General features: G+C 65.8%; 13 protein-coding genes. 8 read left to right on the top strand and 5 right to left on the bottom strand.

What is annotated here, in order from left to right; genetic code table 11:
- Positions 1-4 precede the first annotated feature (4 nt).
- The 5 genes from EQZ23_RS02235 to EQZ23_RS02215 all read left to right on the top strand — a co-directional run bounded on the left by EQZ23_RS02235 (position 5) and on the right by EQZ23_RS02215 (position 10,589).
- The gene (locus EQZ23_RS02235; protein ID WP_128452839.1) at positions 5-721 is read left to right on the top strand and encodes an MgtC/SapB family protein; all 717 of its coding nucleotides are present in this window, start codon (positions 5-7) and stop codon (positions 719-721) included.
- Positions 722-1,044: 323 nt separating this feature from the next.
- On the top strand, positions 1,045-2,070 hold the full coding sequence (locus tag EQZ23_RS02230) for an aspartate-semialdehyde dehydrogenase (RefSeq protein WP_128452838.1): 1,026 nt from the start codon (positions 1,045-1,047) through the stop codon (positions 2,068-2,070).
- 551 nt (positions 2,071-2,621) lie between these two features.
- Complete coding sequence (locus EQZ23_RS02225; RefSeq protein WP_164913363.1) at positions 2,622-7,721, top strand: YadA-like family protein; 5,100 nt, start codon at positions 2,622-2,624, stop codon at positions 7,719-7,721.
- A 185-nt stretch (positions 7,722-7,906) separates the two neighbouring features.
- A complete protein-coding gene (locus tag EQZ23_RS02220; protein ID WP_240663331.1) occupies positions 7,907-8,626 on the top strand; it encodes an alpha/beta fold hydrolase in 720 nt (239 codons plus the stop codon).
- A gap of 118 nt (positions 8,627-8,744) precedes the next feature.
- Positions 8,745-10,589 (top strand): M2 family metallopeptidase, encoded by a 1,845-nt coding sequence (locus EQZ23_RS02215; RefSeq protein WP_128452835.1) that lies wholly within the window; start codon positions 8,745-8,747, stop codon positions 10,587-10,589.
- A 262-nt stretch (positions 10,590-10,851) separates the two neighbouring features.
- Here the strand turns inward: EQZ23_RS02215 and EQZ23_RS02210 are convergent, their stop codons facing one another.
- The 3 genes from EQZ23_RS02210 to EQZ23_RS02200 all read right to left on the bottom strand — a co-directional run bounded on the left by EQZ23_RS02210 (position 10,852) and on the right by EQZ23_RS02200 (position 13,571).
- On the bottom strand, positions 10,852-11,391 hold the full coding sequence (locus tag EQZ23_RS02210) for a hypothetical protein (protein WP_128452834.1): 540 nt from the start codon (positions 11,389-11,391) through the stop codon (positions 10,852-10,854).
- A gap of 77 nt (positions 11,392-11,468) precedes the next feature.
- The gene (locus tag EQZ23_RS02205; RefSeq protein ID WP_128452833.1) at positions 11,469-12,905 is read right to left on the bottom strand and encodes an AMP nucleosidase; all 1,437 of its coding nucleotides are present in this window, start codon (positions 12,903-12,905) and stop codon (positions 11,469-11,471) included.
- Between the two features lie 186 nt (positions 12,906-13,091).
- Positions 13,092-13,571 carry a peroxiredoxin gene (locus EQZ23_RS02200; RefSeq protein WP_128452832.1) on the bottom strand — a complete coding sequence of 160 codons (480 nt, stop codon included), beginning with the start codon at positions 13,569-13,571 and terminating at the stop codon, positions 13,092-13,094.
- A gap of 107 nt (positions 13,572-13,678) precedes the next feature.
- Between EQZ23_RS02200 and EQZ23_RS02195 the strand changes: the two genes are divergently transcribed.
- Positions 13,679-14,239 carry a YqgE/AlgH family protein gene (locus EQZ23_RS02195; RefSeq protein WP_128452831.1) on the top strand — a complete coding sequence of 187 codons (561 nt, stop codon included), beginning with the start codon at positions 13,679-13,681 and terminating at the stop codon, positions 14,237-14,239.
- A 223-nt stretch (positions 14,240-14,462) separates the two neighbouring features.
- A complete protein-coding gene (gene ahcY, locus EQZ23_RS02190; RefSeq protein ID WP_128452830.1) occupies positions 14,463-15,896 on the top strand; it encodes an adenosylhomocysteinase in 1,434 nt (477 codons plus the stop codon).
- Positions 15,897-15,974: 78 nt separating this feature from the next.
- Here ahcY and EQZ23_RS02185 read toward each other — a convergent pair whose 3' ends face one another.
- Both EQZ23_RS02185 and EQZ23_RS02180 read right to left on the bottom strand, forming a co-directional pair.
- Positions 15,975-16,376 (bottom strand): hypothetical protein, encoded by a 402-nt coding sequence (locus EQZ23_RS02185; protein WP_128452829.1) that lies wholly within the window; start codon positions 16,374-16,376, stop codon positions 15,975-15,977.
- A 124-nt stretch (positions 16,377-16,500) separates the two neighbouring features.
- The gene (locus EQZ23_RS02180) at positions 16,501-19,515 is read right to left on the bottom strand and encodes a TonB-dependent receptor (RefSeq protein ID WP_128452828.1); all 3,015 of its coding nucleotides are present in this window, start codon (positions 19,513-19,515) and stop codon (positions 16,501-16,503) included.
- Positions 19,516-19,830: 315 nt separating this feature from the next.
- On the opposite strand from EQZ23_RS02180, the gene EQZ23_RS02175 reads away from it, so the two are divergent.
- Positions 19,831-22,194, top strand: coding sequence for a PAS domain-containing sensor histidine kinase (locus EQZ23_RS02175; RefSeq protein ID WP_128452827.1), 2,364 nt, complete (start codon positions 19,831-19,833; stop codon positions 22,192-22,194).
- The last annotated feature ends 57 nt before the right edge of the window (positions 22,195-22,251 follow it).

The following is a 22,251-nucleotide window of genomic DNA, read 5'->3' as shown; positions in this document are numbered from 1 at the left end:
GCCGGTGCGGTTCGTCGAGACGTTTCACCTCTGGCCGTTCCTCGACACGGCGGTGAGCTATGCCGCCGCGTTCGTGTTCGGAACGCTGATCGGGGCGGAGCGGCAATATCGCCAGCGGACGGCGGGATTGCGGACGAACACGCTGGTCGCGCTCGGATCGGCGGCGTTCGTCGATCTCGGGCAGCGGCTGGGCGGGGACGTCGAGTCAATCCGGATCATCGCCAATGTCGTGTCGGGGATCGGCTTCCTCGGCGCGGGCGTGATCATGAAGGAGGGGATGAACGTCCGCGGCCTGAACACCGCGGCGACGCTCTGGTGCTCGGCGGCGGTGGGGTCTTGCGCGGGCAGCGACATGATCGCGGAGGCGGGGTTGCTGACCTTCGTCGTGCTGCTGGCGAACACCGCGCTCCGGCCGCTGGTCGACGGGATCAACCGGATACCGACCGAGGGGCGGACGATTGAGGCCACCTACAGCGTGATGGTGACCGCGGCGGCGGCGGATGCCGGGCCGATCGGCGACCTGGTGGTGAAGCATCTCGAGGCGATGCACTTGCAGGTGGCGGAGCGCGACGTGACGGAGCGCGGCGAGGGCCGGGTCGAGATTGCGGTGACCCTGGTGGCGACGAACGTGCCGTCGGAGGAGCTGGATGCGATTACGGATCACTTGGCGAAGGTCCACCGGATCGAGCATGCGACGTGGCAGGCGCGGACGCACGACTGAGGGGGCGCTGCCATTACCAAATACCATACACCACCCCGGCGGAGGCCGGGGCCCAATTGGGGGACGGCGCTAACTGAGCGCAGCGCTTCGTTACTGCGACCTTTCCAATTGGGCCCCGGCCTCCGCCGGGGTGGTGCAGTAAAAGGATGTTTCCCCGCGAAGGCGGGGGTCCAGACTGGGCCCCCGCCTTCGCGGGGGAACAAGGGGGGAGGGCGACGGCAGTCCCGGCCCCAACCCCCGCTATCCGCGCAACAAGTTGAAAGCCGTTGGACCTGCCCGCGCAACGTCGGTACTGCGCGGCCAAGTCCAATCGGAGTTATGACATGGGTTATCGGGTGGTGGTCGCAGGCGCGACCGGCAATGTCGGGCGCGAGATGCTCAATATCCTGGCGGAGCGCGAGTTTCCCGCCGACGAGATCGCCTGCGTCGCGTCGTCGCGCAGCCAGGGGTTGATGGTCGATTACGGCGACACCGGCAAGCAGATCAAATGCACGAACATCGAGCATTTTGACTGGAATGGCTGGGACATGGCGCTGTTCGCGATCGGCTCCGAGGGCACCGCGGTCTATGCGCCGATCGCCGCCGCCGCCGGTTGCGTGGTGATCGACAATTCGTCGCTCTACCGGATGGACCCCGACGTGCCGCTGATCGTGCCAGAGGTGAACCCCGAGGCGATCGACGGCTACAAGGTCCGCAACATCATCGCCAACCCGAACTGCTCGACCGCGCAGATGGTCGTCGCCTTGAAGCCACTGCACGATGCGGCGGTGATCAAGCGCGTCGTCGTCTCGACCTACCAGTCGGTCTCCGGCGCGGGCAAGTCCGGCATGGACGAGCTGTTCGAGCAGAGCCGCAACATCTTCGTCGGCGATCCGGCCGAGGCCAAGAAGTTCACCAAGCAGATCGCCTTCAACGTGATCCCGCACATCGACAGCTTCCTCGACGACGGGTCGACCAAGGAAGAGTGGAAAATGGTCGTCGAGACCAAGAAGATCCTCGACCGCAAGATCAAGGTCACTGCGACCTGCGTGCGCGTGCCGGTGTTCGTCGGCCATTCGGAAGCGATCAACATCGAGTTCGAGAACGAGATCTCGGCCGAGGAAGCGCAGAACATCCTGCGCGAGGCACCCGGCATCATGCTGGTCGATAAGCGCGAGGACGGCGGCTACATCACGCCGATCGAGTGCGTCGGCGAGTTCGCGACCTTCATCAGTCGCGTCCGGGAGGATCCGACCGTCGAGAACGGCATCAACCTGTGGTGCGTCAGCGACAATCTCCGCAAGGGCGCCGCGCTGAACGCGGTGCAGATCGCCGAGCTTCTCGGGCGGCGGCATCTGCAAAAGGCGTAAAGCGGTGGGGTGATTCGCCCCGGCTTCGAGCATTTCGACCGGAATGACCGCGTCGCCATCCCAAATGGCGGCGCGGTTTTTCGTCATCTGGCGCCCAGGCTAAATTTTCCGTCCCCCGCGCACCGCCCGTTCCATCCATTTCGATAATCAGTCCGATTTGCGACTAATCTCGTTCTGGATCGATTGTTCGCTGCGGCGCGTCAGTACGTGCTCTAATTCTATAGTTAATATCCGGCATCGTCGATTGATCGGCTTAAAAGTAGAACCATTATAAGTATAGAATGTCCGCGGAGGAGAGATCTATACAGATCGATGTCGTTTTACTGGGTAACTTACTGTTAGTGGTCGGGAGTCGAGACTTCATGCGTTCCGGTAACTAGGTCGGCAGTCGACCAGGAGCCGGTAATGTTTGGCTGCAACCGCAGTCGTCAGTGGAGGTTATCGGCATGTCTATCGCGTCGGCTCATCGGAATGCGTCGGAAACAAAGAATTCGGGCGGGATCGCAGCCAGGCTGCAGGAAACCGTCAGGACGCGCCGCGATACCGGCATCATGCGGCAGATCCGCGGCGGCGTATCGCTGATCGGGCTGGCCGCCGCGACCACGCTCGCATCGCAACCGGCCGCCGCCCAGGTCGTTCCGCCACCCAACGTCGTCGGCGTATGCTCCGGCGTCAGCCTCCCGAAATCGGTCGTTACCGAGATCATGCGCCCCGTCATCGGCGGGGTCGTCACCCCGATAGAGAATACGCTCAATCCTATCCTGACGACCGTGAATCGAATTCTCCTGTTGCCACTGGTGGGTGGGTTGATCCCGGCGCTGCCGGCAACGACCCAGACCATCGATGTCGACGGGTTGCTGACCTCTGCGGCCAATGGCGACAACATCACGTTGAGCGTACTCGACGTGAACGGAAATGCGGTTGGGCCCAATTCCAACTGCGTCTCGCAGGCGGATGGTTTTGAGCTCCGGAACCCGGCCGGTATCGCCATCGGCGGCAACCGGATCACCGGTCTGGGCGCGACCGGCGCAGCAGCGTTTGCGGGCGAGGCGAATTCGATCGCGTTCGGTAACGCGGCGTTGACCGACGCGACCGCGCTCGGCGCGATCGCGCTCGGCACGAACTCGAGCGTCGGTGCCAATGCGACCGGTGCCGTCGCGCTGGGTACAGGCGCCAGCGCCACGGGCGCGAACGGCGTGGCGCTCGGCGCCGGCAGCCTGGCGGCACGTGGACCACAGGCTGGCTACACCGCGATCGGCCTCGCCGTGCCGCAGAATTCGGCGGGCGAAGTCTCGGTCGGTACGGTCGGCGGCGAACGCCAGATCACCAACGTCGCGGCAGGCTCGGCGGCTACCGACGCGGTCAATGTCGGCCAGCTCGCAGGCGTGCAGGCGCAGATCGGAACGGCCGCCACGTTGGCGGTGCAATATGATGACGCGACGCGCGCCAAAGCGACGCTCGGCGGCGTCGGCCCCGGCGTACCCCCGGTCGCCCTGACCAACGTCGCGGCCGGTGCGCTCGACCCGGCTTCAACCGATGCGGTCAACGGCAGCCAGTTGCTGGCGACCAACACCAACGTCACCAACCTGACGACGAACATCAACAACGGCGCGATCGGCGCGCTGCAATATTCCGACGCTGCGACGCCGACCGTCCCCAACGGCGGCGTCCCCTCCAATGACGCGGCACTGGTCGGTGCGGTGGCGGGGCCGGTCGGGCTGCACAATGTCGCCAACGGCGTCGTCGCGGCCGGGTCGACCGACGCGGTCAATGGCGGCCAGCTGTTCGCGACCAACACCAACGTCACCAACACCAACACCGCGCTCACCACCCTCACCACCAACATCAGCAATGGCGGCATCGGCGCGGTGCAATATTCGAACGCGGCGACGCCGACCGTGCCCAATGGCGGTATTCCAAGCAACGATGTCGCGCTGGTCGGTGCGGCCGCGGGGCCGGTCGGGCTGCACAATGTCGCCGCCGGTGTCGTGGCGACCGGCTCGACCGACGCGGTCAACGGCGGTCAGCTGTCGACGGTGGTCGATCAGGTCGGCACGCTGAATACGCTGGCGGTCCAGTATGACGACGCGACCCGCGCCCGTGTTTCGCTCGGCGGCGTCGGCGCCGCCCCGGTCGGCCTGGGCAACGTCGCGGCAGGCGCGCTCGGCGCGACCTCGACCGATGCGGTCAACGGCAGCCAGTTGTTCGCGACCAACACCAATGTGACGAACCTCACGACCAACATCGCCAACGGCGCGATCGGTGCGCTGCAATATTCGAACGCCGGAACGCCGACCACGCCGAACGGAGGCGTGCCGTCGAACGACGCGACGCTGGTCGGCGGCGCAGCGGGTGCGGTCGCGCTGCACAACGTTGCCGACGGGGTGGTTGCAACCGGCTCGACCGACGCGGTCAACGGCGGTCAGCTGGCGCTGGTCTCCGGCCAGGTCGGCACGCTGAACGGTCTGGCGGTGCAATATGACGATCTGAGCCGGTCGCGCGTGACCTTCGGCGGGGCAGGGGCCGCGCCGGTGGTGCTCGGCAACGTGGGCGCAGGCACGCTCGGCGCGACGTCGGCAGAGGCAGTGAACGGCAGCCAGCTGTTCGCGACCAACACCAACGTCACCAACACCAACACCGCGCTCACCAACCTGACTACCAACATCAGCAATGGTGGCATCGGTGCGGTGCAATATTCGAACGCGGCGACCCCGACCACGCCGAACGGCGGCGTACCGACCAACGACGTCGCGCTCGTCGGCGTGGCGGCAGGTCCGGTGGGCCTGCACAATGTCGCCGACGGCGTCGTGGCAACCGGGTCGACCGACGCGGTGAATGGCGGACAGCTCGCGACCGTTTCCGGGCAGGTCGGTGGCCTGTCCGCGCTTGCGGTCCAGTATGACGATCTCGGCAGGACCCGCGTGACCTTGGGCGGCGTCGGAACCGGTGCGGCACCCGTCACGATCGGCAACGTCGCGGCCGGCGCGCTCGGCGCGGGCAGCACCGATGCGGTGAACGGCGCACAGCTCGGCGCCACCAACGATGCGGTCTTCGTCAACACCACCAACATCGCGACCATCAATACCAGCGTCACGGGTCTTCAAGCGAACGCCTTGCTGTACGACAGCACGCTTCAGGCGTTCAATGCGAACCGTGGTGGGGTGGCGCAGCGCATCACCAACGTGGCTGCGGGTGGGCTTGGCGCCGGCAGCCTGGATGCGGTCAATGGCGGGCAGCTGTCCGGGCTGGGCAGCAGCGTTGCCTCCGCACTCGGCGGGAGCTCGATCTACGATCCGGCCACCGGCGCGGTGACCGCGGGCATCCTCTATGGCGGCACGACCTATGGCAGCGTCCAGGGTGCCGTGTCCGCGATCGAGACATCGATCGGCGGCATGCCGACGGGCGCCGATCTGCGCTATTTCAACGCGACTTCGGTCATGGCGGATTCGCAGGCGATGGGCACCGACTCCACGGCGATCGGTCCGAACGCCATCGCCAGTGCCGATGGTTCCATCGCCGCGGGACGCAACACGGTCGCCTCCAGCGCGGGATCGGTGGCGATCGGCGACGGATCCAGCACGATCGCCGGCAGGGCGGTGTCGATCGGTTTCGCCAATATCGCGTCCGGTGACGGCGCGGTGGCGATCGGCGATCCCAATATCGCGACCGGCGACGGTGCGGTCGCGCTTGGCCGCGACAACCAGGCAACGGGGATCGGCGCGGTGGCGCTGGGCGACACCAACTTTGCCACCGGCAATGGATCGGTATCGATCGGCCAGACCAACCAGGCGACCGGCAACGGGACGATCGCGATCGGCACGAGCAACGTCATCAACGGTCTTGGCGCGGTGGCCGTCGGCAATCGGAACCAGGTGAACGGCGACGCCTCGCTCGCCTTCGGGTCGGACGTCGTGACCAACGGCATCAATACGCTGGTGGTCGGTAACGCCAGCTCCGCCACGGGCGATTTTGCCGCCGCGTTCGGTAGCAACTCGGTTGCGAGCGGCCTGAACGCGACGGCGCTCGGCACGGCCGCGTCGGCCACGGCGGACTTTACGCTTGCCGTCGGCGAACGTGCCATTGCCTCCGGCTTCGGTTCGTCCGCGCTCGGCACGCTCTCGTCGGCCACCGCCTTCGCCTCGACCGCGCTCGGCGCCGGGGCGATCGCCAACCTCGAGAACAGCGTCGCGCTGGGCAGCGCCTCCTCGACGTTACGCGGTGGGGTCGCCAGCTACACCGCGTTCGGCGTCACCGGCGCGCAATCCTCGATCGGCGAGATCGCGGTTGCCCGCACCGCCGACTATATCGATCCCGCCACCGGGCTGTTCGCACCGCTCGGCACACGCCAGATCACCGGCGTCGGCGCCGGCAGCGAGGATACCGACGCGGTCAACGTCGCGCAGTTGCGCGGTGTCTCGAACACGCTGGGCAGCGCGTTCGTCACGAGCCTCGGCGGCGGCGCGGCGTACAACGTCACGACCGGCGCGATCACAGGCCCGAGCTACGTCATCAACGGCACGACCTACACCAATGTCGGCGATGCGCTGGCCGGCGTGGGTGGGCAGATCGGCCAGGTGGCGGCGAACAGCGTGAGCTACGACAATGCCGCACAGACGTCGGTGACGCTCGGCGGCGCGGGCGGCACGACGATCACCAATGTCGCGGCAGGCGCGGTCAACGCCACATCGACCGATGCGGTCAACGGATCGCAGCTCAACGCAACCAACGTCCAGGTCGCCAACAACACCACCGCGATCACCAACCTGGGCAACCAGGTCGCCAATGGCGGCACCGGGCCGGTGCAATATTCGAACCCCGGCAGCGTCACCACGCCGAACGGCGGGATCAGGACCAACGATCTGACGCTCGTCGGTGCCGCTACGGGTCCGGTTGGGCTGCACAACGTCGCAGGCGGTTCGATCGCGGCGGGCTCGACCGACGCGGTGAATGGCGGTCAGGTCTATGCCTTGGCGCTCACTGCGGTGAACGCGGTGTCCTACGACACGGATACGACCGGCGCGCGGACCAACACCGTGACACTGGCGGGTGGCAATGCGGCGGCACCGGTCACGCTGGCCAACGTTGCCGCCGGGATGGTCGCGGCGGGGTCGACGCAGGCGGTCAATGGCGGCCAGCTCAACACGACCAACCAGGCGGTCGCGACCGCGCAGGGTACCGCGGACAGTGCCTTGGCGCTGGGCAGCAACTCGGTGCAGTACGGTCCGTCGCGCACTAACGTGACGTTCAACGCCGGTGGTCAGGCAACCGTGCTGAGCAACGTCGCGGCGGGCGTGTCGACCACCGACGCGGTCAATGTCGGGCAGCTGAACTCCGGCATCAATTCGGCGGTGACGCAGGCCAACAGCTACACCGACGGACGGATTGCGGCGCTCGCCTTCGACATCCGCTCGGTGCGGCGTGACGGCTATGCCGGCACATCGAGCGCTCTCGCCGCAGCCGGGCTGCCGCAGGCGTATGAGGCGGGCAAGGGCATGGTCGCGATCGGCGGCGGCACCTACGCCGGACAATCTGCGGTCGCAGTCGGCATGTCGAAGGCGTTCAATGACGGGCACACCGTGGTGAAGCTCAGCGGCACCTATGACTCGCAGGGCAGGGCCGGTGCTTCGGGGGGGGTCGGATACCAGTTCTGATCCGTTGCTGAAGACCGAGAGACGGGCGGCCTTCGGGTCGCCCGTTTTCGTTTGGGGGCGTTGACAGACGGCACTCGCGCTCCGAACTGGCCGCGACACCATTGCAGGATGAGACCGTGGCCATCACCCCGAGCGAGACCCAATCTTCCGAAGTCCGGTATTTCGAGAGCTTCGACGGCACCCGGCTGGCGTGGCGCGAGGTCGGCCCCGGCACTGAGGACGCGCGGCCGGTGGTGCTGATCCACGGCTATTTCTCCGACGCGAAGACCAACTGGATCCGGTACGGCCACGCCGCCAAGATTGCGGCGAAGGGATTCCGTGTGATCATGCCGGATCTGCGTGCGCATGGGGACAGCGACAAGCCGCACGGGCTCGAAGCCTATCCGGCGGATGCCCTGACGAAGGACGGGCACGCGTTGATCGCACATCTCGGGCTGACCGATTATGATCTTGGCGGCTATTCGCTCGGCGCGCGGACGACGTCGCGCATGCTCGCGACCGGCGCGACACCGCGGCGCGTCATTTTTTCCGGCATGGGGCTGCAGGGTCTCACGCAGACGTCCCGTCGTGCCGGGCATTTCCGGAATATCCTGACCAACCTGGGGCAGCATGTGCAGGGTACGCCGGAGTGGCTGGCCGAGGCATTCCTGAAGACGACGGGTGGCGATCCGGTCGCACTGCTGGGCATCCTCGAGACGTTCGCCGACACGTCGCTGGAGTCGGTGAAGGCGATCCAGCAGCCGACGCTGGTCGTGTGCGGTGGCGAGGACCAGGATAACGGCTCGGCGCCTGACTTGGCTGCGGCGCTGCCGCACGGGACGTATGTCGAGACGCCCGGTGGCCATATGAGCGCGGTGGTGAAGCCTGAACTGGGCCAGGCGATAGCGGACTTCCTCGCCGCCTGACTTGGCTTCGTCGATCGATCCTCCCCCTGGTGGGGGAGGATTGCACGGATCAGATGCAAGCCGGGTTGACCGGGCGGCGGCGGGCCATCACTCTGGGCGCATAATTCAGGGGAAATCCATGATCCGTACCGTCTCTCTGGTCGCGCTGGCGTGCGCGATCGCCGTGCCTGCCGCCGTACCCGTCGCCGCACAGGCTCAGACCGCACCACCCGCCACGACCGGCAAGCCGACCGTCGCCCAGGCTGATGCCTTCGTCGCCGAGGCCGAAAAGACGTTGGCGGCCGCCTCGCTCGACGCCAGCCGCGTGGCGTGGGTCAACGCGACCTACATCACCGACGATACCGATGCGCTCGCGGCGAAGTCGGGCGCGGAGATGACCGATCTCGGCGTGAAGTACGCGCTCGGCGCGGCCCGCTATGCGTCGTTGCCGGGTCTGTCGTTCGATACCAGGCGCAAGCTCGATCTTCTGCGCGGCGGGCTGACCCTGCCGGCCCCGACGCGCGCGGGCGCATCCGACGAACTGTCGACGCTGACCACCAAGATGTCGTCGTCCTACGGCAAGGGCATGGGCACGCTCGACGGCAAGCCGATCAACGGCTCCGACATCGAAGCGGCGATGGGCGAGAGCCGCGATCCGGCGAAGCTCCAGGAGATGTGGACGAGCTGGAACGACAAGGTCGGCGCACCCATGCGCGGCGACTATGCCAAGATGACCGCGATCTCCAACGAAGGCGCGCGCGAGCTCGGCTACAAGGACGTCGGCGCGTTGTGGCGTTCGGGTTACGATATGACGCCCGACCAGTTCGCGGCGCTGACCGACAAGATCTGGAAAGAGGTCGAGCCGCTCTACATGGCGCTCCACACCTATACGCGGTGGAAGCTCAACGAGAAATATGGCGACGCGGTGCAGGCCAAGACCGGGCCGATCCGCAGCGACCTGCTCGGCAATATGTGGGCGCAGGAATGGGGCAATATCTACGACATCGTCGCGCCCAAGGGCGCAGGCGACGTCGGCTACGATACTGGCGAACTGCTGAAGGCCAAGGGCTATGATCCGCTCAAGATGGTGAAGCAGGGCGAGGGGTTCTATTCCTCGCTCGGCTTCGCACCGTTGCCGGACACGTTCTGGAAGCGGTCGCAGATCACCAAGCCGGCGGACCGCGACGTGATCTGCCATGCCTCGGCATGGGATCTCGACAACCAGGACGATATCCGGATCAAGATGTGCACGAAGGTCAATGCGGACGATTTCGTCACGATCCACCATGAGCTCGGCCACAATTACTATCAGCGCGCGTACAAGGCGCAGCCGTTCCTCTACAAGAACGGTGCGAACGACGGCTTCCATGAGGCGATCGGCGATACCGTCGCGCTGTCGATCACGCCGGATTACCTGGTGAAGATCGGCCTGCTCGATCAGGCGAAGGTGCCGAGTGCGGACAAGGATATCGGGCTGTTGCTGCGACAGGCGATGGACAAGGTCGCGTTCCTGCCGTTCGGGTTGTTGATCGACAAATGGCGCTGGGGTGTATTCTCGGGTCAGATCCCGACGACCGGCTATCAGGCGGCATGGGACCAGTTGCGGCTGCAATATCAGGGCATCAAGCCGCCGGTCGCGCGCGACGAGACCAAGTTCGATGCGGGCGGCAAATACCATATCCCTGCAGCGGTGCCGTACACGCGCTACTTCCTGGCGCGGGTGTTGCAGTTCCAGTTCTACAAGGCGGCGTGCGACCAGTCGGGCTGGAAGGGGCCGCTGCATCGCTGTTCGTTCTACGACGACAAGGCGGTCGGCACGAAGCTGAACGCGATGTTGAGCATGGGGCAGTCCAAGCCCTGGCCGGACGCGTTGCAGGTGTTCACCGGCAGCCGCGAGATGTCAGGGGCCGCGCTGGTCGAGTATTTCGCGCCGCTGAAGACGTGGCTGGACGTGCAGAACGAGGGCAAGCCGACGGGCTGGTGACGGAGAGGGGGATCCTGATTTCCCCCACTCCATGTTCCCCCCGCGAAAGCGGGGGCCCAGGATTACGAACGCACCCAAGGTTCAGCCGGGCCCCCGCCTCCGCGGGGGAACGGTAGAAATGTGGGCCACACTAAAAAGATGCACCACCCCGGCGAAGGCCGGGGCCCAGTTGGAACGTCCCGAGTAACGACGCGCATCGCGCCGTTAGCAGCGTCACCCAATTGGGCCCCGGCCTTCGCCGCGGTGGCGGCACAATTTGTGCTTATTCCGGAACCGTCCCCGGATCGGCGATGCCGGCGTTGAACGACTTCGACGAATCCGCTCCGTCCGCCTGATGCGCATGCTTGCCCTTCGGCTTAAGCGGTGTCGGCGCCTTAGGCGTACTCCCTCGCAGCGTCAGCAGCGCGCCGACCGCCGCCCCGGCTACCGCGACACCGCTGAAGATCGCGGCGGCGCCCCATTTGCCGCGGGTCTTTTCCGCTGGCTTGGCGACTGTAGCGGGGGGCGCCGTCTTGCGTGCAGCCACGGGGTGAGGGGTACTGCGTTTGGTCGAGCGCGGTTTGGGCGCAGGCTTCGCCGCGGACCGCGACGGCGCGGCAATCACGGACTTGTCCGCGACCGGCTTGGCGGACGGCAACGGCTTGGCTGATGCCGGCTTGGGGGCCCGAGCGGGTTTGGCAGGGGCCGGCTTGACGGACGCCGCTGCCGCAGCAGCCGCCTTGGGCGCACTCGTCTTGCGCGGGGCGCGGCGGCGGACGACGGGCTTCTTTGCTTCCGTATCGGGCGTGTCGGTATCGGCCACGGTCATGTTCCCTCAGCAATGATTCCGGAAGCGTAACGCATTCCCGCGCGATCCGCTCGGTTTTTTCCCCGAACGCCTTACCGGAACGGCGGCTCGTCGAACGCGCGGAGCTTGCGGCTGTGGAGCTTGGCGCCCTCGAGCCGCAATTGTTCGCACGTCTCGATCCCGATCCGCAGATGCTCGCTGATCGCGCGTTCGTAGAAGCGGTTCGCCTGGCCGGGCAGCTTCAGTTCGCCGTGGAGCGGCTTGTCCGAGACGCACAGCAACGTGCCGTAGGGGACGCGGAACCGGTACCCTTGCGCGGCGATCGTCGCGGACTCCATGTCGATGCCGACCGCGCGCGACAGAGAGAAGCGCAGCGCCGATTTCGAATAGCGCAGTTCCCAGTTGCGGTCGTCGGTCGTGACGATCGTACCGGTGCGCAGGCGGCGCTTGAGTTCCTCGCCCGACTGGCCCGAGACGATTTCCGCGGCCTTGGCCATCGCGACCTGCACTTCGGCGATCGCCGGCACCGGGATTTCGGGCGGAAGGACGTCGTCGAGGACGTGATCGTCGCGCAGATAGGCGTGGGCGAGGACATAGTCGCCGATCCGCTGGCTCGGCCGCAGCCCGCCGCAATGGCCGATCATCAGCCACGCCTCGGGGCGCAAGACCGCGAGATGGTCGCAGATCGTCTTCGCGTTCGACGGCCCGACGCCGATGTTGACGAGCGTGATGCCGGTGCGGTCGTCCGCCATCAGGTGATAGGCGGGCATCTGGTGCCGCCGCCACGCGCTGTCGGAGATGATCTTGTCGATGTCGTCGCCCGACGAGATCGTGATCCCGCCCGCGCCCGACAGGCTGGTGAAGCGGCTACCCTCACCCAGCTGCGTGCCGGCCCAGCGAACGAATTCATCGACATAGCGGTGATAGTTGGTGAACAGCACGAAGCGCTGCGCGTGCTCGGCGGGCGTGCCCATATAGTGGCGCAGGCGGGCAAGGCTGAAGTCTGTGCGCAGGCCGTCGAACAGCGCGAGCGGGCGCGCCTCGTCGTTCGCGACCCAAAGGCCGTCGGCGATTTCGTCGCCGATATGCGCGAGCTCGGTGGCGGGGAAGTGGCGCGACAATTCGGTGGCGGACACCTCGTCCAGGCTTAGTGCGTGGCCGGGCTCGATCACGTAGGGGAACGGGATTTCCTGGCGCCCTTCGACGGCCTCGACGGTGACGTCATAGTCCTCGATCAGCAAAGTCAGCTGTTCGATCAGATATTCGGCGAAGATCGCGGGCTTGGTGACGCTGATGCGGTATTCGCCCGCGGTGACCAGCCGGCCGAACGAGCGGAGCGGGGTGGGGCGATCGACGCCGCCTTTATAGGTGAGCCGGATTTCGGGATACGCGAATGAGCCATCGGTGCGCGCGCTCGGATCGGGCACGGTGCCGTCGGCGATATAGGCGCTCATGGCGGATTGGAGGCGCTCGACGGAAGCGCGGTAGAGGCGGTCGAGGTCGGCGACGAGGTCGGATGCGATTGTCATCGGCAAGTGTTACGCGGCGATCGTTACGGTGGCAAGACTTCGCCCGTCCTCGTATCCTGCCCCGCCAGGGGGAGGTGTCTGACGCTTGCCAGACGGAGGGGGAGGGCACGGAACAACCGTTGCGCGTCCTCCCCCTTTGTCAGCCTATGGCTGCCACCTCCCCCTGGCAGGGAAGGATCAAAAGGTTCAGATCTCGCTGAGCAGATGTTCGGCCGAACTCACCTTGAACTCGCCGGGCGCTTCCACGTTCAGCTGCTCGACGACGCCGTCGTTGACGATCATCGAGTAGCGCTGGCTGCGAAGACCCATGCCATAGCCCGACCCGTCCATCGTCAGCCCGACCGCCTTGGCGAAATCGCCATTGCCGTCCGCCAGCATCGTGATGTCGCCGGCGCCCGCCGACTTGCCCCATGCACCCATCACGAACGCGTCGTTGACCGACACGCAGGCGATCTCGTCGATGCCCTTCGCCTTCAGCTCGGCTTCCTTCTCGACGAAGCCGGGGAGGTGCTTGGCCGAGCAGGTCGGCGTGAACGCACCGGGCACCGCGAACAGCGCAACCTTGCGGCCCTTGAAGAAGCTGTCGGTATCGACCTGGTCGGGGCCGTCTGCGGTTGCCTTGACGAGATTGGTGGTGGGAAGCCGGTCGCCGACGCTGATCGTCATGTGAAATCTCCTGTCGCCGCGTTGGTCGCGGGCGGTCCGTACCTCGTACGCCCGCTCGGACATTTCAAGCGTGGCGGCGGCCTGCCCGCGCCGCTATGTTGCAACGCATGGACAAGACGGCTTTTCTCTCCGGACAATTCCTGCTCGCGATGCCCGGGATGAGCGACCCGCGGTTCGAACGCGCGGTGATCGCGATGTGCAGCCATGACGCGAATGGCGCGATCGGCATCGGCCTCGGCGCGACGCTCGACGGGCTCGGCTTCCACGACCTGCTCGCCCAGTTCGAGATCGAACGCGGCGACGCCCCCAATGCGCCGGTGCATTTCGGCGGCCCGGTCGAGCCCCGCCGCGGCTTCGTGCTCCATTCGAGCGACTGGGGCGGTCAGGACAGCGTCGATGTCGCCGGGTTGTGGAAGCTGTCGAGCACGGTCGACGTCCTCCGCGCGATCGCCGAGGGGCGGGGGCCGTCGCAGTGGGTCGTGGCGCTCGGCTATGCCGGCTGGGATGCCGGCCAGCTGGAGGGCGAGCTCTCGCGGCCGGGCTGGTTCAACGTGGTCGGCGACACCGGCCTGCTGTTCGATACCGATGCCGACGACCGCTGGACGCACGCCTTCGCGCAGGCTGGGGTCGATCCCCGGTTGCTGGTGGCTGAGACGGGGCGAGCATAATGCTTCCGTTCTCCTGCGAACGCAGGAGCCCAGGGTAAAGATCGGTGTCCTGCTTGGTCCTGGGCTCCTGCGTTCGCAGGAGAACAGGAGTAAGCAGCGCGCCCAACCCAACATATAAAGATATCTTTATATTTGATTTGGAGCCTTCGATCGCCTATTGGGCACGGCATCCGGCACGGGCATGAGGCTCGCCGATCAAAGATTATTCCCAGGAGATATCCTCGTGGCCACCACGCTCGCGCCCCAGAAAACTGACGGCAAGCCCGACTATGTCGTTGCCGACATCAGCCTCGCCGATTTCGGCCGCGCCGAGATCAACATCGCCGAGACCGAGATGCCCGGCCTGATGTCGCTGCGCACCGAATTCGGCGCATCGCAGCCGTTGAAGGGCGCGCGCATCACCGGGTCGCTGCACATGACGATCCAGACCGCGGTGCTGATCGAGACGCTCACCGCGCTCGGCGCCGACGTCCGCTGGGCGACGTGCAACATCTTCTCGACGCAGGACCATGCCGCCGCCGCGATCGCCGCGACCGGCGTTCCCGTGTTCGCGATCAAGGGCGAGAGCCTCGCGGATTACTGGAACTATGTCGGCGACATCTTCTCGTGGGACCGTGAGATCGAGGGCCAGACCTCGAACATCATCCTCGACGATGGCGGCGACGCGACGATGTTCGCACTCTGGGGCGCCAAGCTCGAAGCCGGCCACACGATGCCCGAGCCCGAGAACGAGGAAGAGGTCGAGATGCAGCGTGCGCTGAAGGCGTATGTCGCGAAGAACCCCGGCTACCTCACCGAGACGGTCAAGAACCTGAAGGGCGTCTCGGAAGAGACCACCACCGGCGTCCACCGCCTGTACGAGATCGCCAAGAAGGGCGAGCTGCCGTTCCCCGCGATCAACGTCAACGACTCGGTGACCAAGTCGAAGTTCGACAACCTCTACGGCTGCAAGGAATCGCTGGTCGACGCGATCCGTCGCGCGACCGACGTCATGCTCGCCGGCAAGGTCGCCTGCGTCGCCGGTTTCGGTGACGTCGGCAAGGGTTCGGCCCAGTCGCTCCGCAACGGCGGCGCGCGCGTGATGGTCACCGAAGTCGATCCGATCTGCGCGCTGCAGGCGGCGATGGAGGGCTTCGAGGTCGTGACGATGGAAGAGGCCGTCAGCCGCGCCGACATCTTCTGCACCGCGACCGGCAACGCCGACGTCATCACCGCCGATCACATGAAGGCGATGAAGCCGATGTCGATCGTCTGCAACATCGGTCACTTCGACTCGGAGATCCAGATCGCCGCGCTGTCGAACTACGACTGGACCGAAGTGAAGCCCGGCACCGACCTGGTGAAGTTCCCGGACGGCAAGCAGATCATCATCCTGGCGAAGGGTCGTCTGGTGAACCTCGGTTGCGCCACCGGCCACCCGTCGTTCGTGATGTCGGCATCGTTCACCAACCAGACGCTCGCGCAGATCGAGCTCTGGACCAAGGGCGAGAACTACAAGAACGAAGTGTACGTCCTGCCGAAGCACCTCGACGAGAAGGTCGCGATGCTCCACCTCGAGAAGCTCGGGGTGAAGCTGTCGACGCTGTCGGAAAAGCAGGCCGGTTACATCGGTGTGCCGGTCGAAGGCCCGTTCAAGCCGGATCATTACCGCTACTGATCGTTCACCCGATCGCTGCGTGAAAGGCCGCGTCCACCATCCGGTGGGCGCGGCCTTTTTTTTGTTATCGAGCGTTGGTCACGGGACGACGCGAAAGCGGAAGCGGTACGAGTTGGGTGCCACACCGCCGCCGCCGTCACGCACCTCGCCCAGCAAAACGCTACCGGTTCCGCTCGACGGAGCGCGCAATTTGATAAAGGCAACCTGGGGCAGCCCGGGTGCGCCAACCGAGCGATCGGGATCGTCGCCCGTCACGATAGGGCCTGCGAGCGTCACGCGCTTTGCCGACAAAATCTGCCACCGATAGTTTGAGCCGATAACATACGGCAACGCGATCCGGATTTCGGAGTCCGGCCTGACTGGGACCAATCGGCCCACGTCCTTCACCCGCAACACATCGGTCGTGCCGGCGGCCGGTTGAGCGGTTGGCAGGCCCGCAGCCGCCAGCGCCATCGTCGCAATTCCCGGTACCCAGTTCATCTGCAATACCCCCGTGGCAGAGATCGCCAGTCTCGATTGGACGCGACAGACTTACTTACCCTCCGCGCAATAAAAAAGGGGAGCCGTTTCCGGCCCCCCGATAAGGTTCGATCGTGAAGGTCGTTCAGAACGACATGCGAACGCCTGCATAGTAACGACGGCCGAGCGGATCATAGATCGAGGTGTTCGTATCCTGTCCTGCGCTTGCGCCGATATCGGCAATGAACGGCGGCTTGTTGTTCAGCAGGTTCGAGCCGCCGACGTAGAATTCGAAACCGTCGGTGGTACGGAAACGAATCTGGGAGTCGAGGTAGAACTGCGGACGCACACGGTATTGCGGATCGCTGCCTGGGCGAACGCCCGTCAACTGGTCATCAAGGCTCGCCTGGCTCAACCACGTACCCGTCAGCGTCAGGCCAATGCCAGCAATATCATAGCCGGAGGTGATGCTGAACTTGTCGCGAGGCGCCGCGATATCGGTGCCGACCTCACCCGCGAAATAGTCACGAGCCGAGCCCGGCAACGGTACGTTGTAGCCGCTGATCAGGTGCGTGTAGGCGCCATGCAGCGTGAGATCGCCGGCAAGGCCGAGCGACGACAGGTTCGAGCGCCAATCGACGGCGACGTCGACACCCGAAGTCTTTGCGCCGCCGCTGTTGCTCGGCGACGTGTTGACCTCGTCGAGCGAACCGGCACTGTTCGGGCCCGATACGGTCGGACGACGGACGACCAGATCACAATATTGCTGGATCGCCGAGTTGTAGCACTGGTTCAGAATGAACTGGAGCGGCGTGGTAACGATCGCGTCGTCGATCTTGATGTTGAAGTAATCGACGCTGACGACAAGGTTGCGCAGTCCAGCAACCGATCGCGGGTTGATGACCACCCCCGCCGTGAACGAATTGCCCTTTTCTTCCTGCAACGCAGGGTTGCCGCCGCCGAAGCTGGTGACGCCCTGGAGATCAGCCTGGTTGACCGCGAATGCACCGTTAGCGGCGATGTTCGCGGCGACCCCGGCTGCGCCACGGCACTGCGTTCCAAGCGTACCGGCGGTCGTCGCCGTCACGCCTGCGCAGGGATCCTGAAGACCGGTCGGGAAATCCTGCTGGGCAGGCTGGAACAGCTCGTTGACGTTCGGCGCACGTACCGAACGCGCCTGCATCACCCGGAAGCGGACGTCCTGGATCGGTGCCCACTCGCCGCCATAGTTATAGCTGACCGTGGTGCCGACCGTCGAATAGTTCGATACGCGGACCGCGCCGCGAACCGACAGCGAATGGAAGAACGGACGGTCCTGAAGCAGCGGAACGATCGTCTCGGCAAAGCCCTCGATCAGGTCGAAATTGCCGCTCGTCGACGGCAGCGCGTTATTGCCGTTCAGTCCCTGCTGGGTGAGCAGATCGAAGGTGTTGCTGCTGCTTTCGCGGCGGTATTCGGTACCGACGCTGAAGCCGACCGGGTCGGCGCCGAACAGCGAGAACAGCTTGCCCGACACGTTCGCACCGGCGACCGTCTGCGTGATCTTCGAGCGCAACGACGTCGGTACCGCGAGGTAGTCGGCGGCTGGAGCAAGCGCGTTGATGCCGTAAATGTTCGCGGGAACGCAGCCGGCCGCGCGTGCTGCCGGATCGGCGCAGACGATCTGACCGGTTGCCGGATCGCGGTACGAGTTCAGCGCCTGGTTGAACTTGGTGCTGTCATACTGGCCGTTGCCGGTCTGGTTCTCGATGGTCTGACCATAAATGCCATAGACCTCGTAGTTGAAGCGATCTTCGAGGAACTTGCCGTTCACGCCGCCGGCAAAGCGGAACATGTCGCGCGTCGCGCTGCTCGTGCGGGGGCCGAAATCGGTCAAGCGGCGGTCGAAGTAGATGTCCTTCAGCCCATCGCCGTCGGTGTCGGTCGCCGCGTTGAAGATCGCATCGGGGACATACGGATTGCGGAGGGTCGCGCCGCCGACGACCGTCTGGATCGGCACCTGACCGCCGGTAGCGATGTTGACCAGATCCGAGCTGAGCGGGAACGCCTCGATATTGGTGCGCGCCTTGGTCTTGGCGTAGTTGCCTTCGATGAAGACGTTGGCGGCCGGGGAGAATTCATAGCTCGCACGACCGGCAGCAAGATAGCGCTCGACCGGAACGGCAAGGTAGCGCGAGTCCGAACGGTTGAACCCACCACAGCTGACTGTGGTGCAGTTGCGGAGCGTGTTGTCGGTGCCGTAGCTGAACGTTTGATCACCAGCGTAGAAACGGCCACCCGGGATAAAGCCCGACAGCAGCACTTCCGGATCGTTCGGCGTCAGCGACGCGCTGGTGCGATCGATGGCGCTCGAACCCGCCTCGGTCGAGCGGTCCTTCTTCAGGACGGTGCCCTGCTTCGAATAGCCGCCGAACAGCATGATGTTGCCGCGGCCGTCGGCGAAATTCTTGCCGGCGAGCAGGTTGATCTGGCGGTCGGAGCCATCGCCATATTGCGAGATGCCCTGCTGCGCATCGATGTTCACGCCATCGAACTTGGTCTTGTAGATGAAGTTGACCACGCCTGCGACGGCGTCGGACCCATAGACCGCCGACGCGCCGCCGGTCAGAATATCCGTACGCTCGAGGAACTGCGCCGGAATCACGTTCAGATCGACTGCGCTGCTACCGGGAACGCCCGAAACGAATCGCCGACCGTTGACCAGGACGAGCGTACGATCCTCACCCAGGTTGCGCAGGTTGACGGTGGCCACGCCTGCCGACTGGGTCGCGAAGCTCGAGTTGGTGCGGCTGATGCCGGGTGCGCCGAACGTCGGGTTCTGCAGCAGGACGTCCTGCACGTTGACCGCGCCGGACTGGCGGATCAGGTCGGCGCTGATCGACTGCAAAGGCGATGCCGCGGTGGCTGATGGTGACGAGATGCGCGAACCGGTGACAACGATATCGCCGGCGGGTTCGTCACCCTGCGCGGCACTGCCGGTCGCCTGCGCAGCGGGATCGGCTGCAGACTGTGCGGCCGTCTGATCGACCGGCGGCTGCGATGCCATCGGGTCGGTAGCGGGCGCTTCGGTCGGCGCGACCTGAGCGACCGCAGGGGCGGCGAGGGCAACGGCACCCACGAACAATGTCGTGGCGAGCAAACGGCGGCGATAGGTCTGCATTCTTTAAGGTCCTGGCATGCGGTTCGGGCGAAACGACAAGAGCGCTGTCGTTCGTCAAGGCGCCGCTGCCTAAGGCTGGGACACGGGTCCTGCCATGATCTTGCGGCGAGCCGCGACCGATTATTGCGCGGTGTTTCTTCCTTGCAACACTCTGGCAAGGTTGCAGACATATTCGGCAGGCCGTCGAAAGCGGTGCATTAGGCATCCGTGCGGTACGACAATTGACCGGAGGTTTTTGTCATCCGTCTTCCCCATCGGCATCGTCGCGCTTAGACGGGTAACGATGATCTTGCTCAGTACCCCGTCCGCTTCACGATGATCACGCTCGGGCTCGGGATGACGGTGCTCGTCGGTGTCCTCTTGCTGGCACTGGTCGTTGTCGGAAGCGTGCTGCTGTATCTCGGCGTACGGGCACGGAACGCTGCGGCGGAGACGATCGAGGCGAACGCGCAATTGCGAACGATCCTCGATGGCTCGCCAGCGATCGTGACGGTGATCCGGTCAGGCGGGCGGATCGAGATGACGCAGCGGATGGCGGACTGGCTCGGGCTGGACACGCCTCCGCGGTCGCTGGCCGAACTTGCTACGGGGGGGGCGGGGCTATCGCCGGACGACGCCGCGCGGTTGATCGCGGACGTTACGGCGGCGCAGCGGTCGGGGCGGGTATTCGTGCGGTCGGTGCGGTTGCAGGGCTCGACGCGGGCGATCACGTTCCGGGGTGGCCGCGCGTCCGGGGAGATGGGCGCGACGGGCGCCGTGCTGCTCTGGGCATTCGACGCGACCGACAGCGAGGCGGAGATCGCCCGGCTCGGCGCCGAGACGACGCGGCTGGGCGAGGCGTATGAATCGCTGACCGGGCTGATCGAGGCGGCGCCGATGCCGATGTGGTACCGCGCCAGCGACCTGCGGCTGGCGATGGTGAACAGCGCGTACGTCGATGCGGTCGAGGGGCGCGATGCGGCCGATGTGGTAGCGCGCGGGCTGGAACTGGTCGAAGGATCTGGCCGTGGCGGCCCCCTCGCCGGTGCAGCGGTCGCGCGCGAGCAGGGGCGTCCGCATCAGCAGGTCCTTCCTGCGACGATCAACGGCGCGCGGCGGTCGTTGCAGATCTACGACGTGCCGCTGTCGAGCGGTGGTGTCGCCGGGTTCGCGATCGATATCGAGGAACTGGAACAGGCGCGGTCGGGGGCGAAGCGCTTTGCCGAAGCCCAGCGCGCGATGCTCGACCGGCTGTCGGCCGGCGTCGCGCAGTTCGGCGGCGACCGCTCGCTCGTATTCTGCAACCAGCCGTTCCGGCGGATGTTCGCGATGCGCAGCGAATGGCTCGCCGATCGCCCCGAATTCGACCGCGTGCTCGAGCGGATGCGCGAAGCGAACCGCCTCCCCGAAGTCCGCGACTTCCCAAGCTGGAAGGCCGAGCGCCGCGATTGGTTCATGCAGACCGGCGCCGCGCAAGGTGGCGGCGCGATGGAGGAGAATTGGCATCTTCGCGGTGGCACGCATCTTCGCGTCGTCGCGCAGCCTCTTCCCGATGGCGGCCTGTTGCTGATCTTCGAGGATCGCACCGAGCAGGTTCAACTCGCCAGCGCGCGCGATACGTTGCTGCGCGTGCGGACGGCGACGTTCGACAATCTGTTCGAGGCGCTCGGCGTGTTCGCGGCAGATGGGCGGTTGCAGCTCTGGAACAACCGGTTCCGTGCGCTGTGGGGGCTGGAGGAAGAGTTCCTCGCCTCGCACCCGCGCGTCGATTCGTTTGCCGAGGCGGCTGGTGCCAAGCTCGCGACGCCTGGTCGCTCGGCGTTGATCCCCGATCTGGTGCGCTCGGCAACGGTGGGGCGCCAGCAGCGCGGCGGGCGCGTGGCGTTCGCCGACGGGCGGCATTTCGAGTTCGCGGGCGTGCCGCTGCCCGACGGCAACGCGCTGTTCACGATGCTCGACATCACCGACAGTCGCCGCGCCGAACAGGCGTTGCGCGACCGGGCCGATGCGCTCGAGGCCAGTGACAAGGTCAAGACCGCGTTCGTCGCCAACATGAGCTACGAACTGCGCACGCCGCTGACCTCGATCAGCGGGTTCGCGGAGATGCTGCACGGCGGCTATGCCGGCGCGATGACACCGCAGGCCGAGGGCTATGTCGGGGCGATCCTCGAGTCCGTCGAGCGGCTCGGGTTGCTGGTCGACGACGTGCTCGACCTGACACGCGCGGAGAGCGACCGCGCGGAGACGGACCGGACCGATGTCGATCTGGCAAACACCGTACGCGCGGCGGCGGAGACGATCCTGCCGTCTGCCAAGCGGCGCAAGCTGGATTTCGCGGTGGAGGTCGCTCGGTCGACCGGGCGTGTGAACGGCAATCCGAAGCGGTTGAAGGAGGTCGTCGAGCATCTGCTGCGCCACGCGGTCGCGGCGACGCCGGATGGCGGGCGGGTGCTGCTGCATACCGATGGCAATGCGACGTCCGCGCGGATCGTGGTGTCGGACAACGGCCCGGGGATGGATGCGGAGGCGGTGGCGCATGCGTTCGACCGGTTCGTCGATGCGAAACCGATCGGCGACCGCGCGCTGGGGCTGGGGTTGCCGCTCGCGAAACAGTTCGTCGAGGCGCATGGCGGGACGATCGAACTGGTGTCCGAGCCGGGCGAGGGCACGCTGATCACCGTCGAACTGCCGCGGCGATGAGGCGTGCAACCCCGTCATGCCGGGCTCGTTCCGGCATCCACTGTTCCGCGCACTCGC

Origin of the sequence: Sphingomonas sp. UV9, from assembly GCF_004101245.1 — a bacterium.
Classification (GTDB): Bacteria; Pseudomonadota; Alphaproteobacteria; order Sphingomonadales; family Sphingomonadaceae; genus Sphingomonas.
This window is presented reverse-complemented; position numbering and strand designations above follow the sequence as displayed.